Here is a 15479-nt window from a genome sequence, read left to right as displayed (position 1 = left end):
CTTCTACTCGTGCAACGCCTTTCGCAGCGCGGCGATCCCGCGGCTGGTGGCCTCGGCGGCCGCGGGGATCACCATCTCGAAGCTGATGTAGCCGTGGACGAGATTGCCCTCGTTGCTGTGTTCGGCGGGCACGCCGGCCGCGTTGAGCAATTCGGCGTAGCGGGCCCCGTCGTCGCGCAGCGGATCGTGTTCCGCGGTCCCGATGTAGGCGGGCGGCAGGTCGGAGTGGTCGTCCGCGTTGGCCGGGGCCAGGGTGACCGGCAGCGCCGTGGGGTCGCTGATGTCGGTGTCGGGCAGGTACCAGGACAGGAAGGCGTCGATGACGCCGCGGTCCAGGATCGGCGCGTTGGCGTTCTCGACGTACGACGGCAGCGACAGGTCCGCGGTGACGACCGGGTACCACAGCAACTGGAACCGCAGTGCCGGGCCGCCGTTATCACGGGCCAGATGCGCCATGACGGCCGCGAGGTTGCCGCCGGCCGAGTCGCCGGCCACCGCGATGCGGTTCGGGTCACCGCCCAGCTCGGCGGCGTTCGCGGCCACCCACTGCAGCGCCGCCCAACTGTCGTGCACCGCGGCCGGGAACGGGTGCTCGGGGGCCAACCGGTAGTCGACGGAGACCACGATGGCGTCCGCGCCCAGGGCGTGGGAGCGTGCGACGGGGTCGTGCGTGTCCAGGTCGCCCAGCGAGAATCCGCCGCCGTGGTAGAACACGACGACGGGCAGGGGCTCGTCGGCCTGGCGCGGCCAGTAGATGCGCACATTGATGTCCGTGACGTCGCCGTAGCCGACCGTCCGCTCCTCGATCCGCACTTCGGGCAGCATCTCGTCGGGCACCTTCAGCATCTTCAACCGCGAGCGTGCGACCTCGACGCCGTCGGCGGCGCTGAACGTCATCGGGAAGGCGTCGAGCAATTGCTTGAACGCGGGGTCGATGCCCGGCCGGGCATGTGCAAGCGGGGATGTCGGCTCCGTCATGGGGTTCACCGTACGCCCGGTGGTCAGCCGTGCAGGGCGGTACGCAACGCCGCCAGGCCGCGGTCCGTCGCGGCGGTGGCCGCGGGCACCACGCCCGCGTAGCCGAGGTAGCCGTGCACCATGGTCTCGGCGTTGTGGACCTCGACGGGAACGCCCGCCGCCGCCAGCAGTTCGCCGTAGCGGATGCCGTCGTCGCGCAGCGGGTCGTGACCGGCGACCGCGATGTAGGCGGGCGGCAGGCCGGCCAGGGACTCCGCCCGACCCGGCGCCATGCCCGGCGGAGGATCGGACAGGTCGACATCGCCCGCATACCAACGGGAGAACGCGGCGACCGCCCGCGCGTCGAGTATCGGGGCCGTCGCGTTCTCGGTGAAGGACGGCAGCGTCGAATCCCACAGCGTGGAGGGGTACCACAGCAGCTGGAACGCGATCGGGGGTCCCGACCGGTCGCGGGCCCGCTGGGCCGTGGCCGCGGCGATGGTCCCGCCGGCCGAGTCCCCGGCCAGTGCGATCCGCGTGGTGTCCGCGCCGATCAGCCGGGCGTGCTCGGCGAGCCACAGCGTTGCGGCCCAGGCGTCTTCGACGGCGGCGGGGTACGGGTGCTCGGGCGCCAACCGGTAATCGACGGACACCACGATGGCGGTCGCTCCCACGGCGTGCTGGCGGGCCGTTCCGTCGTGCGTGTCGAGGTCGCCCACGACGAAACCGCCGCCATGGAAATAGAGCACGACGGGAGCGCCGCCGTCGGGCATGTCCGTCGGCCAGTAGATCCGGGCCCCGATCTGTCCGGCCGGGCCCGGGATCGCCCGGTCCTCGACCCGCATGTCGGTGTGCAATGGCCGCCGCGGCAGGTCACGGAATCGCTGACGCGCCGCCTCGACACCGTCGTCGGTTGTTAACCGGAACGGAACCGCATCCAGTACCTTCTGCAGGATGGGGTCGATAGCGGGTTTTTCGTCGGCTGTGCTGTCCAGGCTGGGCATGGAGGTACCGTACGCACCCCGCGTGGTGTCGGGCGCCTGGGTGCTCGCGGGCTGGGCCGGGCTCGCCTACGGGGTCTACCTGACGGTGCTCGCGCTGCGCTCGCCGCCGGGGACGGAACTCACCGGGCACTGGGTTCTGCAGCCCCCGTTCAAGGCGTTGATGGCGCTGTTGCTCGCCGGCGCGGCGCTCGGCCACTCGATCGTCCGCGAGCGCCGCTGGCTCGTGCCCGCGCTGCTGCTGTCGGCCGTCGGTGACTGGTTGCTCGCCATTCCGTGGTGGACGATGTCGTTCGGCCTGGGCCTGACCGCTTTCCTGTTGGCGCACTTGTGTTTCCTGGCCGCCCTGCTGCCGCTCATCCCGCGGGCGCGCCCGTCGACCCCGCGCCTGGCGGCGTGCGTCCTCATCGTCCTCGGCGTGATCGTCATGCTGGCGTTGCTCTGGCACCGGCTGAGCCATGACGCGCTCACGATCCCCGTCACCGTCTACATCCTCGCGTTGACCGCGATGGTGTGCGCCGCTCAACTGGCGCGGCTGCCGACCATCTGGACGGCGGTGGGCGCCGTGTGTTTTGCGGTGTCGGACACCATGATCGCCTTCGGCCGCTTCGTCCTGAACAACGACGCATTGGCCGTGCCGATCTGGTGGCTCTACGCGGCGGCCCAGATCCTCATCACGGCCGGCTTCTTCTTCGGCCGGGAAGAGCCCGAGCTCTACGAGGACGACGAGGAGATCGTCGACTGGCCCGTCGAAGGCTTTGAGTAGCAACACCTTCCCGGTTCAGGTGGAACCGATCGCTCGCGTCCTGCCGATGCTGTCGGTCCCGCACCTCGACCGCGACTTCGACTACCTGGTGTCGGCGGAGCAGTCCGACGACGCCCAGCCCGGGGTGCGGGTGCGGGTGCGTTTCCACGGGCGGCTGGTCGACGGGTTCGTGCTCGAACGCCGCGCCGACACCGACCACGTCGGCCAGCTCGGTTGGCTCGACCGCGTCGTGTCCCCCGAACCCGTTCTCACCGCGGAGATCCGGCGCCTGGTGGACGCCGTGGCGGCACGCTACGCCGGCACCCGGCCGGACGTGGTGCGCCTGGCCGTGCCACCCCGGCACGCCAAGGTGGAGCGCGAGGCCGCGCCGATCCTGCCGCTGCCCGTCGTCGCGCCCGTCGACGTGAGCGGGTGGGGGACCTACGCCCGCGGCGAGCAGTTCCTGGCCGCCCTGGCGGAATCGCGCGCCGCGCGCGCCGTCTGGCAGGCCCTGCCGGGGGAGTCCTGGGCCGACCGGCTCGCCGAGGCGGCCGCGCAAACGGTCCGGACGGGCCGCGCCGTGCTGGCGATCGTGCCCGACCAGCGCGACCTGGACACCCTCTGGCGGGCCGCGACCGCGCTCATCGACGAAAACAGCGTGGTGGCGCTGTCGGCGGGCCTCGGGCCGGCGGCGCGCTACCGGCGCTGGCTCGCGGGGCTGCGCGGCGGCGCGCGGCTGGTGATCGGCACCCGCAGTGCGGTCTTCGCGCCACTCGCCGACCTCGGCCTGGTCATGGTGTGGGCCGACGCCGACGACTCCCTGGCCGAGCCCCGGGCGCCCTACCCGCACGCCCGCGAGGTGGCGATGCTGCGCGCGCATCAGGCGCGCTGCGCGGCGCTGATCGGCGGCTACGCCCGCACCGCCGAAGCGCACGCCCTGGTGCGCGGCGGCTGGGCGCACGACATCGTCGCGGCGCGGCCGGTGGTCCGCGCCCGCACGCCGCGGGTCGTCGCGCTCGACGACACCGGCTACGCCGAGGAACGTGACCCCGCGGCGCGCACGGCGCGGCTGCCGTCCGTCGCACTGCGCGCCGCCCGCTCCGCGCTCGAATCCGGGGCCCCCGTGCTGGTGCAGGTGCCGCGGCGCGGGTACGTGCCGTCGCTGGCGTGCGGCCGCTGCCGCACGATCGCCCGGTGCCGGCACTGCACGGGACCCCTGTCGCTGCAGGAGCGCGGCGGTGTCGGCGCCGTCTGCCGGTGGTGCGGACGGGCGGAGCCGACGCTGCGGTGCACCCGCTGCGGGTCGGACGCGGTGCGGGCCGTCGTGATCGGGGCACGGCGCACCGCCGAGGAACTCGGCAGGGCGTTTCCCGGCACGCCGGTCGTCACCTCCTCCGGCGAGGCGGTGGTGGGGGAGGTCGGCCCGGGCGCGGCGCTCGTGGTGGCCACGCCGGGTGCCGAGCCCGCCGCTGCGGGCGGGTACGGCGCGGCGCTGCTGCTGGACACCTGGGCGCTCCTGGGCCGCCAAGACCTGCGCGCCGCCGAGGAGGCGCTGTGGCGCTGGATGGGCGCGGCCGCGCTGGTGCGTCCGCGCGGTGACGGCGGTGTCGTGATCGTCGTTGCCGAATCCTCCATCGCCACAGTGCAATCCCTGGTCCGGTGGGACCCGGTGGGGCACGCCGAGGCCGAACTCGCCGCGCGCACCGAGGTCGGTCTGCCGCCCAGCGTGCACATGGCCGCCATCGACGGCAGTTACCCGGCGGTCAACGCGCTGCTCGACGAGTCGCGGTTGCCCGAGGACGCCGAGGTGCTGGGCCCCGTGGATCTGCCGCCGGGGGTGCGCCGCCCGCCCGGGACGCCCGCCGAACTGCCGGTGACGAGGATGCTGGTTCGGGTGCGGCGCGAACACGGCCTGGCGCTGGCGGCTTCGCTGCGCCGGGCCGTGGGCGTGCTCAGCGCCCGCGCGAACCACGAGCCGGTGCGTGTCCAGATCGACCCGCTGAACATCGGGTAGTGATACATGCCGTGCCGCCAGTGACAGTGTGCGTGAGAAACAGTCACTGACTACGACATTAGAAGGCTGTTATGCTTTCTAGTCTTCAGCCCGCGACGGGCCGGAATCGGGCCCAGAGGGAGGGGCGATGGCTGCGGACCATACGACGACGGCTGACGAATCGCTGGACGTGATCACCGACGCATTGCTCACGGCTTCCCGTTTGCTGGTGGCCATTTCGGTGCGTTCCATTGCCCAAGTCGACGAGTCGATCACGATCGCTCAGTTCCGGACCCTCGTGATTCTTTCCAATCGGGGTCCCGTCAACCTGGCCACGCTCGCCGGCCTGCTCGGCGTGCAGCCGTCGGCCACCGGCCGGATGGTGGACCGCCTCGTCGCCGCGGGGCTGATCGACCGGCTCCCGCACCCCACGTCGCGCCGGGAATTGCTCGCCGCGCTGACCAAGCGCGGCCGGGAGGTCGTCCGCCGCGTCACCGCCTACCGGCGCGCCGAGATCGCGGCGATCGTCGAGAAGATGCCGCCGCCCGAGCGGCACGGGCTGGTTCGGGCGCTCACGGCGTTCACCGCGGCGGGCGGCGAGCCCGACGTGCATCTGGACGCCGACGCCGATTTGTAGTCGCCGCACCGGCGCCCGGGTCGGCCATCCCTAGACTGTGCCGGTGCGTCTCGTCTTCGCCGGCACCCCCGAACCCGCGCTGCCCTCGCTGCGCCGCCTGATCGACTCGCCCCGCCATGAGGTGGTCGCGGTGCTGACCCGGCCCGACGCGGCGTCCGGCCGGCGTGGCAGGCCGGAGCCCTCGCCCGTGGCCCGCGAGGCGCTCGACCGCGGGATTCCGGTGTTGCGGCCGTCGCGGCCGAACTCGCCGGAGTTCGTCGCCGAGCTGTCGGAGCTGGCGCCGGACTGCTGCCCCGTGGTCGCCTATGGCGCGCTGCTGCGCGACGACCTGCTGGCGGTGCCCGCGCACGGGTGGGTCAACCTGCATTTCTCCCTGCTGCCCGCCTGGCGCGGCGCGGCACCGGTGCAGGCGGCGATCGCCGCCGGGGACGCGGTCACGGGCGCGACGACGTTCCAGATCGAACCGAGCCTGGACTCCGGACCGGTGTACGGGGTCGTCACCGAGGAGATCCGGCCCACCGACACGGCCGGGGAACTCCTAGCGCGCCTGGCAGATTCGGGTGCGGTGCTGCTCTCGGCGACGCTCGACGGCATCGCCGACGGCACGCTGACCCCGCGACCGCAGTCGGCCGACGGGGTGAGTGTCGCGCCGAAGATCACCGTCGAGGAGGCCCGGGTGCGCTGGGACCTGCCGGCCCAGGTGGTGGAGCGCCGGATTCGCGCCGTGACACCGAACCCCGGCGCCTGGACCCTGATCGGCGACCTGCGCATCAAGCTGGGGCCCGTGCGGGTCGAGGAGCCGCCAATTCCGTTGCAGCCCGGCGCGATCCACGTGGACCGCAAGGGAGTGTGGGTCGGCACCGGATCGCAGCCCGTGCGTCTCGGCCAGATCCAGCCCCCGGGAAAGAAATTCATGAACGCCGTCGATTGGGCGCGCGGTGCCCGGCTCGACCCCGCCGTGCGGGCGTCATGAGCGACAACAGGCCGCAGCGGGCGCACAACCGACCACGCGGCCCGCGACGTCGCAAGCCGCTCGATCCCGCCCGCGCCGCGGCGTTTCAGGTGCTGCGGGCCGTCACCGAGCGCGACGCCTATGCGAACCTGGCCCTGCCCGCGCTGCTGCGCGAGCGCGGCATCACCGGCCGCGACGCGGCCTTCGCCACCGAGCTCACCTATGGGACCTGCCGCACCCGGGGGCTGCTCGATGCGATCATCGGTGCCGCGGCCGGCCGCGCGCCGGACGTCATCGACCCGGTGCTTCTCGACCTGTTGCGCCTGGGGGCTTATCAGCTGCTGCGCACGCGGGTCGGCGAACACGCCGCGGTGTCGACCACGGTCGAACAGGCCGGGATCGAATTCGACTCGGCACGAGCCGGTTTCGTCAACGGCGTGCTGCGGACCATCGCCGGGCGGGACGAACGGTCGTGGGTCGCCGAGCTGGCCCCCGACCGATCGCGCGACCCCGTGGGGCATGCCGCCTTCGTGCACGCACACCCCCGCTGGATCGCCCAGGCGTTCGCCGACGCGTTGGGCGCGGACGCCGCGGAGCTCGAGGCCGTGCTCGCCAGCGACGACGAGCGGCCGCAGGTGCACCTGGCGGCCCGGCCGGGCGCCCTGACCGCCGCCGACCTGGCCGAGGCGGTCGGCGGCACGGTGGGCCGCTTCTCGCCGTACGCGGTGTACCTGCCGGGCGGAGATCCCGGACGGCTGGCCCCGGTGCGCGACGGCGCCGCACTGGTGCAGGACGAGGGCAGCCAGTTGGTGGCCCGCGCGCTGACGCTGGCGCCGGTCGACGGCGACACCGGTCGCTGGCTTGACCTGTGCGCCGGGCCGGGCGGAAAGACCGCGCTGCTGGCCGGGATCGGCGCCGGGTCCGGCGCACGGGTGACCGCCGTCGAACCCGCGCCCCGCCGCGCGGACATGGTGGCGGAGAACACGCGCGGCCTGCCTGTCGACGTCGTGCGCGTCGACGGCCGGGAGAGCGGCCTCGAGCCCGGTTTCGACCGGGTGCTCGTCGACGCTCCCTGCACCGGGCTTGGTGCGTTGCGGCGCCGGCCCGAGGCCCGCTGGCGGCGGCAGCCGGCCGACGTGCCGGCCCTGGCCAAGCTGCAACGCGAATTGCTCGCGGCGGCAATCCAACTCACCCGCCCGGGCGGCGTGGTGCTGTACGCGACCTGTTCGCCTCACCTTGCCGAGACGGTCGGGGTGGTCGCCGACGCGCTGCGCCGTCACCCGGTCGAGGCGCTGGACACCAGGCCGCTGTTCGAGCCCGTCACCGGGCTGGGCGACGGGCCGTACGTCCAGCTGTGGCCGCACCGGCACGGCACCGACGCCATGTTCGCTGCCGCGCTGCGCCGCGTGGCCGTATAGCTCAGTAGTCTGTCGGTCATGCCGCGCAGCACCGGGGGACCGCTTATCGCGCCGTCCATCCTGTCCGCCGATTTCGCCCGCCTGGCCGACGAGGCCGCCGCCGTCCGCGGCGCCGACTGGTTGCACGTCGACGTGATGGACAACCACTTCGTGCCGAATTTGACCATCGGCCTGCCAGTGGTGGAGGCGCTGCTGGCGACCACCAAGATCCCTATGGACTGCCACCTGATGATCGAGGACCCCGACCGCTGGGCGCCGCCGTATGCCGAGGCGGGCGCCTACAACGTCACCTTCCACGCCGAGGCCACCGACAGCCCGGTGAGCGTGGCCCGCGACATCCGCGCCGCGGGGGCCAAGGCGGGCATCAGCGTCAAACCGAAGACACCGCTGGACCCGTACCTCGAGATCCTCCCGCACTTCGACACGTTGCTCATCATGTCGGTGGAGCCCGGGTTCGGCGGCCAGAGCTTCATCCCCGAGGTGCTGAGCAAGGTTCGCACGGCCCGCAAGATGATCGACGCGGGGGAGTTGACGATCCTGGTCGAAATCGACGGCGGCATCAACGCCGACACCATCGAGCAGGCCGCCGAGGCCGGCGTCGACTGCTTCGTCGCCGGGTCGGCGGTGTACGGCGCCGACGACCCGGAGGCGGCCGTGGAGGCGCTGCGCCGGCAGGCCGCCGCGGCGTCGCCGCATCTGGGCGCATGAATCAGCCCACGAACCAACCGCAGTCGGTCGACAGCCTCGAGGCGGCGATGCGGCTGGCGATGGAACAGTCCTACCTCGTCAAGGGCACGACGTACCCGAACCCGCCGGTCGGTGCGGTGATCCTGGACCGGGAGGGCCACGTGGTCGGCGTCGGCGCCACCGAGCCGCCCGGCGGGGACCATGCGGAGGTGTTGGCGCTGCGCCGGGCCGGCGGCCTGGCGGCGGGCGGCATCGCCGTCGTCACGCTCGAGCCCTGCAACCATTTCGGCAAGACGCCGCCCTGCGTGAACGCTCTCATCGAGGCCCGGGTCAGCGCCGTGATCTACGCCGTCGCCGACCCGAACGCCATCGCCGGCGGCGGCGCCGGCCGGCTGCAGGCGGCCGGAGTGCAGGTGCGCTCCGGCGTGCTGGCCGACCAGGTGACCGCCGGGCCCCTGCGGGAGTGGCTGCACAAGGTGCGCACCGGGCTGCCGCACGTGACGTGGAAGTACGCGAGCAGCGTCGACGGCCGCAGCGCCGCGGCGGACGGGTCGAGCCAATGGATCTCCAGCGAGGCTTCGCGCATGGACCTGCACCGGCGCCGGGCGATCGCCGACGCGATCGTGGTGGGGACGGGCACGGTGCTGGCCGACGACCCCATGCTCACCGCCCGCCTGCCCGACGGTTCGCTGGCGCCCCGGCAGCCGCTGCGCGTCGTCGTCGGCATGCGCGAATTGCCCGGTGACGCAAAGGTTCTCAATGACGACTCACGCACCATGGTGATCCGCACGCACGACCCCATGGAGGTGATCAAGGCGGTCTCGGACCGCACCGACGTGCTGCTCGAGGGTGGCCCCACCCTGGCCGGGGCGTTCCTGCGCGCCGGCGCGGTCAACCGCATCCTGGCCTACGTCGCCCCGATCCTGCTCGGGGGGCCGATCACCGCGGTCGACGACGTCGGGGTGCCGACGATCGCGCGCGCGTTGCGTTGGCAGTTCGACGGAATCGACCGCGCCGGGCCGGATCTGGTGCTCAGCCTCGTGCCGCGCTGACGCTCACGGCGTCGGCGCGACCGGCTCCGCCTCGAGGACTTCGGGTTCCTCGGCGTGTTGCTTGCGGCCGCTGACCAGCAGGCCGAGCAGCGCCCCCGCGATACAGATACCGACGGTGACTAAGAAGATGTCGCCGTACATCATTGCGAACGCCTTGAGGTACATCGCCCCCTGCGCGGCCACCCGTTCGAACAGCGTGGCGTTGGGCGGGATCGACGCGTTCAGGTTGGCGACGATCTGGTTGAACCGGTAGAAACCCCAGGCCGTCAGCGCCGCCACGCCGATCAGCATCCCCGTCATGCGGGCGACCACCACCGCCGCCGAGGCGATGCCGTGCTGCGCGGAGGGGACCACCCGCAGGGCCGCCGACGACAGCGGCCCGATCACCAGGCCGAGCCCGATGCCCGCGACCAACAGGTCGGCGTGCAGTGCGGGCACGGTGATCAGGCCGAGGATGTCGTGCTTGCGGTCCATCACGTCCTGGCGCCAGAAGTGGATGAGCCAGTAGCCGTAGGCGGCGATGAGCAACCCGATGAAAATCATTGCGCGGTCGCCGATCAGGGTGGCGATCCATCCGCCGAGCACCGCGCCGATCGGTAGCGCAATCAGGAACCAGAGCAACAACCCGGCCGCCTGGTTCTGGTCCATCTGCAGCACGCCCTGACCGAACAGCTCGACGTCGACCAGCGTCACCATCAGCGCCGCGCCGGCCGCCAACGAGGAGCCCAGCGCGGCGAGGAAGGGCCGGAACTGGACACCGGCCGGGTCGATCAGCCGCGTGCGGGAGCGGCGCTCCCAGACCAGGAACGCCACACCGGCGACGGCCGCGCCGATCACCAGCGGCAATCCGTAGCTGGGCAGCACCTGCTTGCCGTCGGGGTTGGGGTTGTACAGCCCGATCACGGCCAGACCGAGGGCGAGCGCGAGCAGCAGGCCGCCCACCAGGTCGATGCGCTCCGGTTCTTCCGTGCGTTGGCGCGACGGCAGGCTGAACTGGATCATCAGCATCGCGATCAGGGTCAGCGGGACGTTGATCCAGAAGACGTAACGCCAGTCGTGGAACAGCCACACGATGAAGATGCCGTACAGCGGGCCCAGCACGCTGCCCAGTTCCTGCGCGGCGCCGATGCCGCCCAGCACGCCCGCGCGGTTGCGCTGCGACCACAGGTCGGCGCCCAGCGCCAGCGTCACCGGCAGCAGCGCGCCGCTGGCCACGCCCTGCACGGTGCGGCCGGCGATCAGCAGGTGGAAGTCGCCGAACCCGCCGGCCACCGCCGTGATCACCGAGCCGACGATGAACAGGCTCAGGCTCGCCTGCAGGAGCAGCTTGCGGCCGAACCGGTCGGACGCGCGGCCCAGCAACGGCATGGCGGCGATGTAGCCGAGCAGGTACATCGTGACGATCCAGGTGATCCGCTGGAGCTGGTTGATCGGGATCCCGACGTCGTTCATGATGTCGCGCATGATCGTCACGACGACGTAGGTGTCCAGGGCGCCCAGCAGGACGGCGAGGCTGCCGGCGCTGATCGCGACCCGGCGTCCCGTCTGCGCGGTCATGAGGTCACCGGGGGCTTGCTGACCTCGACCGCTTCGTTCCAGTTGGAGAACGTCATCTGGACCGAGTTGCCGGAGCTCTTCTGCAGGTTGGCCTGGACGAGCTGGTGGTCACCGCTCTCCTGGATCCACACGGTGGCCGGCACCGGCTGCGACGCTGAGAAGTTGGGAACCAGCTTGTTCACCGCGTCGGCGGATATCTTGCCGCTGATCTTGATTGTGGTCTGGCCGTTGACGGTCTCGCGGCTCTCGGCCTTGGCGTCGGTGAAGTTGTTCAGCGCGTTGGCCAGGCCGTCGGTCGGGCTGAGGATGATCGACGGGTCGTAGATGTCGGAGGCCTTGCCGAAGTCGCTCCACTTGTTCGGCGTCAGCGTGGCGTAGAGGTCGCCGTCGACGACCGCGAAGTCGACCTGGATGTCAGACCCGCCCAGGGTGATGGTCGCGTTGCCCTTGGCGGCGGTGGCCGGCGAGGTGGTGAGGTCACCGGTCAGCACCTTGATCGGCAGCCCCTGGATCTTCCCGGAGGTTGACAGGACAAGGTGGCCGCTCTTGACCGTCTTGGTCGTCTCGGCCGACTGCTTGAGCAGGGTGTTGGCGTCTGGCAGCGGCGGGCCGCTTTGCTTGGTGCCCGATGAGCAGCCGGCGATCAGGGCGGTGGCGATGCTCAGGGAGGCGAGGACGGCCGTGAGACGGCGGCGGGTCTGCATATCCAGCATCGTAGAGGGTGCCGGTGACCGGCTTCCGAAACGCGGTCGGGGGGCGAGCGCGCTTTGCCGGTTTAACCTGGTGCAATGTTCACCGGAATTGTCGAGGAGCTCGGTGAGGTCACGGGCCGGGAGGTCCTCGCCGACGCCGCACGCCTGAGCATCCGCGGGCCCATCGTGACCGGCGACGCCGGCCATGGCGACTCGATCGCCGTCAACGGTGTGTGCCTGACGGTCGTCGAGTTGCTGCCCGGCGGCGAGTTCACCGCCGACGTGATGGCCGAGACGCTGGATCGGTCCAATCTGGGCGAGCTGCAGGTCGGCAGCCGGGTGAACCTCGAGCGCGCGGCCGCGGTCAACAGCCGGCTCGGCGGGCACATCGTCCAGGGGCACGTCGACGGCACCGGTGAGGTGGTGTCGCGCACGCCGTCCGAGCACTGGGAGGTGGTGCGGATCGAGGTCCCCGCCACGGTGGCCCGCTACGTCGTCGAGAAGGGGTCGATCACCGTCGACGGGATCTCGCTGACGGTCTCCGGGCTGGGCGACTCACCGCGCGACTGGTTCGAGGTGTCGCTCATCCCGACGACCCGGGAGCTCACCACCCTGGGCAGCGCCCCGGTCGGGACGCGGGTGAACCTCGAGGTCGACGTGATCGCCAAATATGTAGAACGGCTGCTCGGCGACCGTTGAGACGGGCCCGTCAGCAGGGTTCGCCCGGCGGCGTCCAGTACGGCTCGCCGGACGGGGTGTAGCAGGGCGGCGGCGCGCCCGGGGGCGGGACCGTCATCGCACCGGCGGGCAGGACCCAGTTGCCCCAGCGTCCCGGATCGGTGCACCCGCCGACGCTCACATGCCGGCCGCCCACATCGGCGCAGGCATCGGCCCGCGCTGTTTGCGGATGGCTTATCCCCGCTGTCACCCCGGCCGCGAACATCAAGGTCACGGCCGGTACCGCCAGTTTTACCGAGATGTTCATGCCGCCAAGGGTAGATTGCTGCGCACCGGAATCGCAGGATTTTCGTCTTCTTCGCGTCGAGACTGCGCCCACGGCGTGTTCGGGGCCCCAATCGCGATCTGGGTTCAGACACGGCGCCGTCACCGCAGGCTCAACGCGTGCGGGCAAGCCCGCCGATACCATTGCGACGAGCGCATCGCTGGGGAGGAGCAGACCGTGAGGATCGCCCGGCCACTTGTCGTTGGCGGCCTCGCGCTGGCCACGCTCCTGGGACCGGCCGGAATCGCCCACGCCGACTTCGCCGCGCAGGAGAAGGAGGCCTGCCGGCTCATGGACGAACCCGATCAGGGGTATGCGCCGGCCGAATACGCCTTCATGACGCTGCGCAGCAAGATGTCGGCCGATCTGGCGCGCGACGTCATGTCCCAGGCGGCCCAGGACTACTGCCCGAACCACATCATCGACTTGCCCGCCAGTTGGCGGTGACCGGGGCGACAACGCGGCGGCAATAACAGCGGCTCCGCGTTGGTTCATACTGAAAGCACACACGCGCCCCTCATGTGGGCCGTGCCCGACAGCAAGGTAGCGACGAAGATGACGAGGTTGGACTCCGTCGAGAGGGCGGTTGCCGACATTGCGGCCGGAAAGGCCGTCATCGTCATCGATGACGAGGACCGCGAGAACGAGGGCGACCTCATCTTCGCCGCCGAGAAGGCAACGCCGGAGCTGGTTGCGTTCATGGTCCGCTACACCTCGGGCTACCTGTGCGTGCCGCTGGACGGCGCGATCTGCGACCGGCTGGGCCTGCTGCCGATGTACGCGGTTAACCAGGACAAGCACGGAACCGCGTACACGGTCACCGTCGACGCACGACTCGGTGTCGGCACCGGAATCTCGGCGTCCGACCGGGCGACCACCATGCGGTTGCTCGCCGACCCCGGCAGCGTGGCCGACGACTTCACCCGGCCCGGGCACGTCGTGCCCTTGCGCGCCAAGGACGGCGGCGTGCTGCGGCGGCCCGGTCACACCGAGGCCGCCGTCGATCTGGCCCGGATGGCGGGCCTGCAACCCGCCGGGGCCATCTGCGAGATCGTCAGCCAGAAGGACGAGGGCGCGATGGCGCAGACCGACGAACTGCGCGTGTTCGCCGACGAGCACGACCTCGCGCTGATCACCATCGCCGACCTGATCGAGTGGCGCCGCAAACACGAGAAGCACATCGAGCGGATCGCCGAGGCGCGGATTCCGACCCGGCACGGGGAGTTTCGGGCGATCGGCTACTCCAGCATCTACGAGGACGTCGAGCATGTGGCGCTGGTTCGGGGCGAGATCGCCGGGCCCAACGCCGACGGCGACGACGTCCTGGTGCGCGTGCACTCCGAGTGCCTGACCGGTGACGTGTTCGGCTCCCGGCGCTGCGACTGCGGTCCGCAACTGGACGCCGCGATGGCGATGGTCGCGCGGGAGGGCCGCGGCGTGGTGCTCTACATGCGCGGCCACGAGGGCCGCGGCATCGGGCTGATGCACAAGCTGCAGGCCTATCAGCTGCAGGACGCCGGCGCCGACACCGTCGACGCCAACCTCAAGCTCGGGTTGCCCGCCGACGCAAGGGATTACGGCATCGGCGCGCAGATCCTCGTCGATCTCGGGGTGCGTTCCATGCGGTTGTTGACCAACAACCCGGCCAAGCGGGTGGGCCTGGACGGGTACGGGTTGCACATCATCGAGCGCGTGCCCCTGCCGGTGCGCGCCAACGCCGAGAACATCCGCTATCTGATGACCAAGCGCGACAAGATGGGCCACGACCTGGCCGGGCTCGACGAGTTCCACGAATCCGTCGACCTGCCGGGCGAATTCGGCGGTGCTCTGTGAGTCCTGCCGCCGGTGTGCCGGAGGTGCCGGAGTGTGACGCGTCCGGGCTGCGGGTCGGCATCGTCGCCAGCACGTGGCACCCCGAGATCTGCGACGCCCTGCTGGACGGGGCGCGCAAGGTGACCGCCGAGTCCGGCGTCGTGAACCCCACCGTGGTGCGGGTGCTCGGCGCGATCGAGATTCCGGTCGTGGCACAGGAATTGGCGCGCAACCATGATGCGGTCATCGCGCTGGGCGTCGTGATACGGGGCGCGACACCGCATTTCGAGTATGTGTGTGACGCGGTCACTCAGGGCCTCACCCGCGTCGCGCTCGACGCGTCGACACCGGTGGCCAACGGCGTGCTGACGACCAACACCGAGGAGCAGGCGCTGGAGCGGGCCGGCCTGCCGTCGTCGGCCGAGGACAAGGGCGCCCAGGCGGCCGGGGCGGCGCTGACGGCCGCGCTGACCCTGCGCGACCTGCGCGCCCGGTCGTGACTCAGCCCGAGCGCTGGGATGCCGAGTTGCGCCCGCACCGGACGCCGAAATTCGTCTACTTCGCGGCGTTTTGCATCGCGGCCATCCACATCGCGGTCGGGGTGCTGCTGAAGGCCAGGTCCAGCGGCGTGGTCTTCCAGACCGCCGACCAGGTCGCGATCGGCGGGCTGGGTCTGATCATCGCCGGTGTCGTGCTGTTGTTCGCGCGGCCGCGCCTGCGGGTCGGTCCCGCCGGCCTGGCGGTGCGTAATCTGCTGGGCTACCGGCTGATTCGCTGGGCGGATATCGTCGGGGTGTCGTTCCCGGCCGGTCGCCGCTGGGCCCGGGTCGACCTGCCCGACGACGAGTACATTCCGGTGATGGCGATCCAGGCGGTCGACAAGGACCGCGCCGTGGAGGCCATGGACACGGTGCGGTCGTTGATGGCGCGCTACCGGCCGGAGACGCGCACGCGCTGATCGCGCTACCATCAG

General features: G+C 71.5%; 17 protein-coding genes. 12 read left to right on the top strand and 5 right to left on the bottom strand.

All coding sequences use genetic code 11. The annotated features are described in order from the left end of the window. Positions 1–3: 3 nt before the first annotated feature. The gene (locus tag GPY60_RS13390; RefSeq protein WP_156688161.1) at positions 4–978 is read right to left on the bottom strand and encodes an alpha/beta hydrolase; all 975 of its coding nucleotides are present in this window, start codon (positions 976–978) and stop codon (positions 4–6) included. A 23-nt stretch (positions 979–1001) separates the two neighbouring features. Beyond that, entirely contained in the window at positions 1002–1961 is a 960-nt protein-coding gene (locus tag GPY60_RS13385; RefSeq protein ID WP_156688160.1) for an alpha/beta hydrolase, read from the bottom strand. Here GPY60_RS13385 and GPY60_RS13380 point away from each other — a divergent pair. The 7 genes from GPY60_RS13380 (at position 1960) to ribD (ending at position 9442) form a co-directional block, all read left to right on the top strand. After that, positions 1960–2724: a lysoplasmalogenase gene (locus tag GPY60_RS13380; protein ID WP_156688159.1), complete on the top strand. Its 765-nt coding sequence runs from the start codon at positions 1960–1962 to the stop codon at positions 2722–2724. The two genes, GPY60_RS13385 and GPY60_RS13380, sit on opposite strands and share 2 nt — an antisense overlap. Before the next feature lie 46 nt (positions 2725–2770). Continuing rightward, on the top strand, positions 2771–4717 hold the full coding sequence (locus GPY60_RS13375) for a primosomal protein N' (protein WP_156688202.1): 1947 nt from the start codon (positions 2771–2773) through the stop codon (positions 4715–4717). Between the two features lie 127 nt (positions 4718–4844). Continuing rightward, positions 4845–5333 (top strand): MarR family winged helix-turn-helix transcriptional regulator, encoded by a 489-nt coding sequence (locus tag GPY60_RS13370; RefSeq protein ID WP_156688158.1) that lies wholly within the window; start codon positions 4845–4847, stop codon positions 5331–5333. 43 nt (positions 5334–5376) lie between these two features. Continuing rightward, a complete protein-coding gene (fmt, locus tag GPY60_RS13365; protein ID WP_156688157.1) occupies positions 5377–6306 on the top strand; it encodes a methionyl-tRNA formyltransferase in 930 nt (309 codons plus the stop codon). Continuing rightward, positions 6303–7703 (top strand): RsmB/NOP family class I SAM-dependent RNA methyltransferase, encoded by a 1401-nt coding sequence (locus GPY60_RS13360; protein WP_156688156.1) that lies wholly within the window; start codon positions 6303–6305, stop codon positions 7701–7703. Before fmt ends, GPY60_RS13360 begins: the two co-directional genes overlap by 4 nt. A gap of 9 nt (positions 7704–7712) precedes the next feature. Then, entirely contained in the window at positions 7713–8411 is a 699-nt protein-coding gene (gene rpe / locus GPY60_RS13355; protein ID WP_156688155.1) for a ribulose-phosphate 3-epimerase, read from the top strand. After that, positions 8408–9442: a bifunctional diaminohydroxyphosphoribosylaminopyrimidine deaminase/5-amino-6-(5-phosphoribosylamino)uracil reductase RibD gene (ribD, locus tag GPY60_RS13350; protein ID WP_156688154.1), complete on the top strand. Its 1035-nt coding sequence runs from the start codon at positions 8408–8410 to the stop codon at positions 9440–9442. Before rpe ends, ribD begins: the two co-directional genes overlap by 4 nt. A 3-nt stretch (positions 9443–9445) precedes the next feature. On the opposite strand, the gene GPY60_RS13345 is transcribed toward ribD, so the two are convergent. Then, on the bottom strand, positions 9446–10999 hold the full coding sequence (locus tag GPY60_RS13345) for an MFS transporter (RefSeq protein WP_156688153.1): 1554 nt from the start codon (positions 10997–10999) through the stop codon (positions 9446–9448). Further along, positions 10996–11703, bottom strand: a complete 708-nt coding sequence (locus tag GPY60_RS13340; protein WP_197283661.1) for an LppX_LprAFG lipoprotein — start codon at positions 11701–11703, stop codon at positions 10996–10998. The genes GPY60_RS13345 and GPY60_RS13340 overlap by 4 nt, the downstream gene beginning before the upstream one ends. Positions 11704–11787: 84 nt before the next feature. Between GPY60_RS13340 and GPY60_RS13335 the strand changes: the two genes are divergently transcribed. Then, a complete protein-coding gene (locus GPY60_RS13335; RefSeq protein WP_156688151.1) occupies positions 11788–12390 on the top strand; it encodes a riboflavin synthase in 603 nt (200 codons plus the stop codon). 10 nt (positions 12391–12400) lie between these two features. Here GPY60_RS13335 and GPY60_RS13330 read toward each other — a convergent pair whose 3' ends face one another. Next, positions 12401–12676 carry a hypothetical protein gene (locus tag GPY60_RS13330; protein ID WP_231639641.1) on the bottom strand — a complete coding sequence of 92 codons (276 nt, stop codon included), beginning with the start codon at positions 12674–12676 and terminating at the stop codon, positions 12401–12403. A gap of 195 nt (positions 12677–12871) precedes the next feature. Here GPY60_RS13330 and GPY60_RS13325 point away from each other — a divergent pair, with 195 nt between their 5' ends. The 4 genes from GPY60_RS13325 (at position 12872) to GPY60_RS13310 (ending at position 15464) form a co-directional block, all read left to right on the top strand. After that, positions 12872–13141 carry a hypothetical protein gene (locus tag GPY60_RS13325; protein WP_231639640.1) on the top strand — a complete coding sequence of 90 codons (270 nt, stop codon included), beginning with the start codon at positions 12872–12874 and terminating at the stop codon, positions 13139–13141. A 108-nt stretch (positions 13142–13249) separates the two neighbouring features. Further along, positions 13250–14527, top strand: coding sequence for a bifunctional 3,4-dihydroxy-2-butanone-4-phosphate synthase/GTP cyclohydrolase II (locus GPY60_RS13320; protein WP_156688150.1), 1278 nt, complete (start codon positions 13250–13252; stop codon positions 14525–14527). Further along, positions 14524–15006, top strand: a complete 483-nt coding sequence (gene ribH / locus GPY60_RS13315; RefSeq protein WP_156688149.1) for a 6,7-dimethyl-8-ribityllumazine synthase — start codon at positions 14524–14526, stop codon at positions 15004–15006. Before GPY60_RS13320 ends, ribH begins: the two co-directional genes overlap by 4 nt. After that, entirely contained in the window at positions 15003–15464 is a 462-nt protein-coding gene (locus GPY60_RS13310) for a PH domain-containing protein (protein ID WP_156688148.1), read from the top strand. Before ribH ends, GPY60_RS13310 begins: the two co-directional genes overlap by 4 nt. The last annotated feature ends 15 nt before the right edge of the window (positions 15465–15479 follow it).

The organism is Mycobacterium sp. Marseille-P9652 (assembly GCF_902652685.1).
Taxonomy (GTDB): domain Bacteria; phylum Actinomycetota; class Actinomycetes; order Mycobacteriales; family Mycobacteriaceae; genus Mycobacterium.
Note: the sequence above shows the minus strand (reverse complement) of the source record. Positions and strands in the feature narration are given on the sequence as shown.

Bases quoted from the DNA above. Each gene is read 5' to 3' on its own strand.
- GPY60_RS13390 (WP_156688161.1), bottom strand. From the start codon at position 978: ATGACGGAGCCGACATCCCCGCTTGCACATGCCCGGCCGGGCATCGAC.
- GPY60_RS13380 (WP_156688159.1), top strand. From the start codon at position 1,960: ATGGAGGTACCGTACGCACCCCGCGTGGTGTCGGGCGCCTGGGTGCTC.
- GPY60_RS13385 (WP_156688160.1), bottom strand. From the start codon at position 1,961: ATGCCCAGCCTGGACAGCACAGCCGACGAAAAACCCGCTATCGACCCC.
- GPY60_RS13375 (WP_156688202.1), top strand. From the start codon at position 2,771: ATGCTGTCGGTCCCGCACCTCGACCGCGACTTCGACTACCTGGTGTCG.
- GPY60_RS13370 (WP_156688158.1), top strand. From the start codon at position 4,845: ATGGCTGCGGACCATACGACGACGGCTGACGAATCGCTGGACGTGATC.
- GPY60_RS13360 (WP_156688156.1), top strand. From the start codon at position 6,303: ATGAGCGACAACAGGCCGCAGCGGGCGCACAACCGACCACGCGGCCCG.
- ribD (WP_156688154.1), top strand. From the start codon at position 8,408: ATGAATCAGCCCACGAACCAACCGCAGTCGGTCGACAGCCTCGAGGCG.
- GPY60_RS13345 (WP_156688153.1), bottom strand. From the start codon at position 10,999: ATGACCGCGCAGACGGGACGCCGGGTCGCGATCAGCGCCGGCAGCCTC.
- GPY60_RS13340 (WP_197283661.1), bottom strand. From the start codon at position 11,703: ATGCAGACCCGCCGCCGTCTCACGGCCGTCCTCGCCTCCCTGAGCATC.
- GPY60_RS13335 (WP_156688151.1), top strand. From the start codon at position 11,788: ATGTTCACCGGAATTGTCGAGGAGCTCGGTGAGGTCACGGGCCGGGAG.
- GPY60_RS13330 (WP_231639641.1), bottom strand. From the start codon at position 12,676: ATGAACATCTCGGTAAAACTGGCGGTACCGGCCGTGACCTTGATGTTC.
- GPY60_RS13320 (WP_156688150.1), top strand. From the start codon at position 13,250: ATGACGAGGTTGGACTCCGTCGAGAGGGCGGTTGCCGACATTGCGGCC.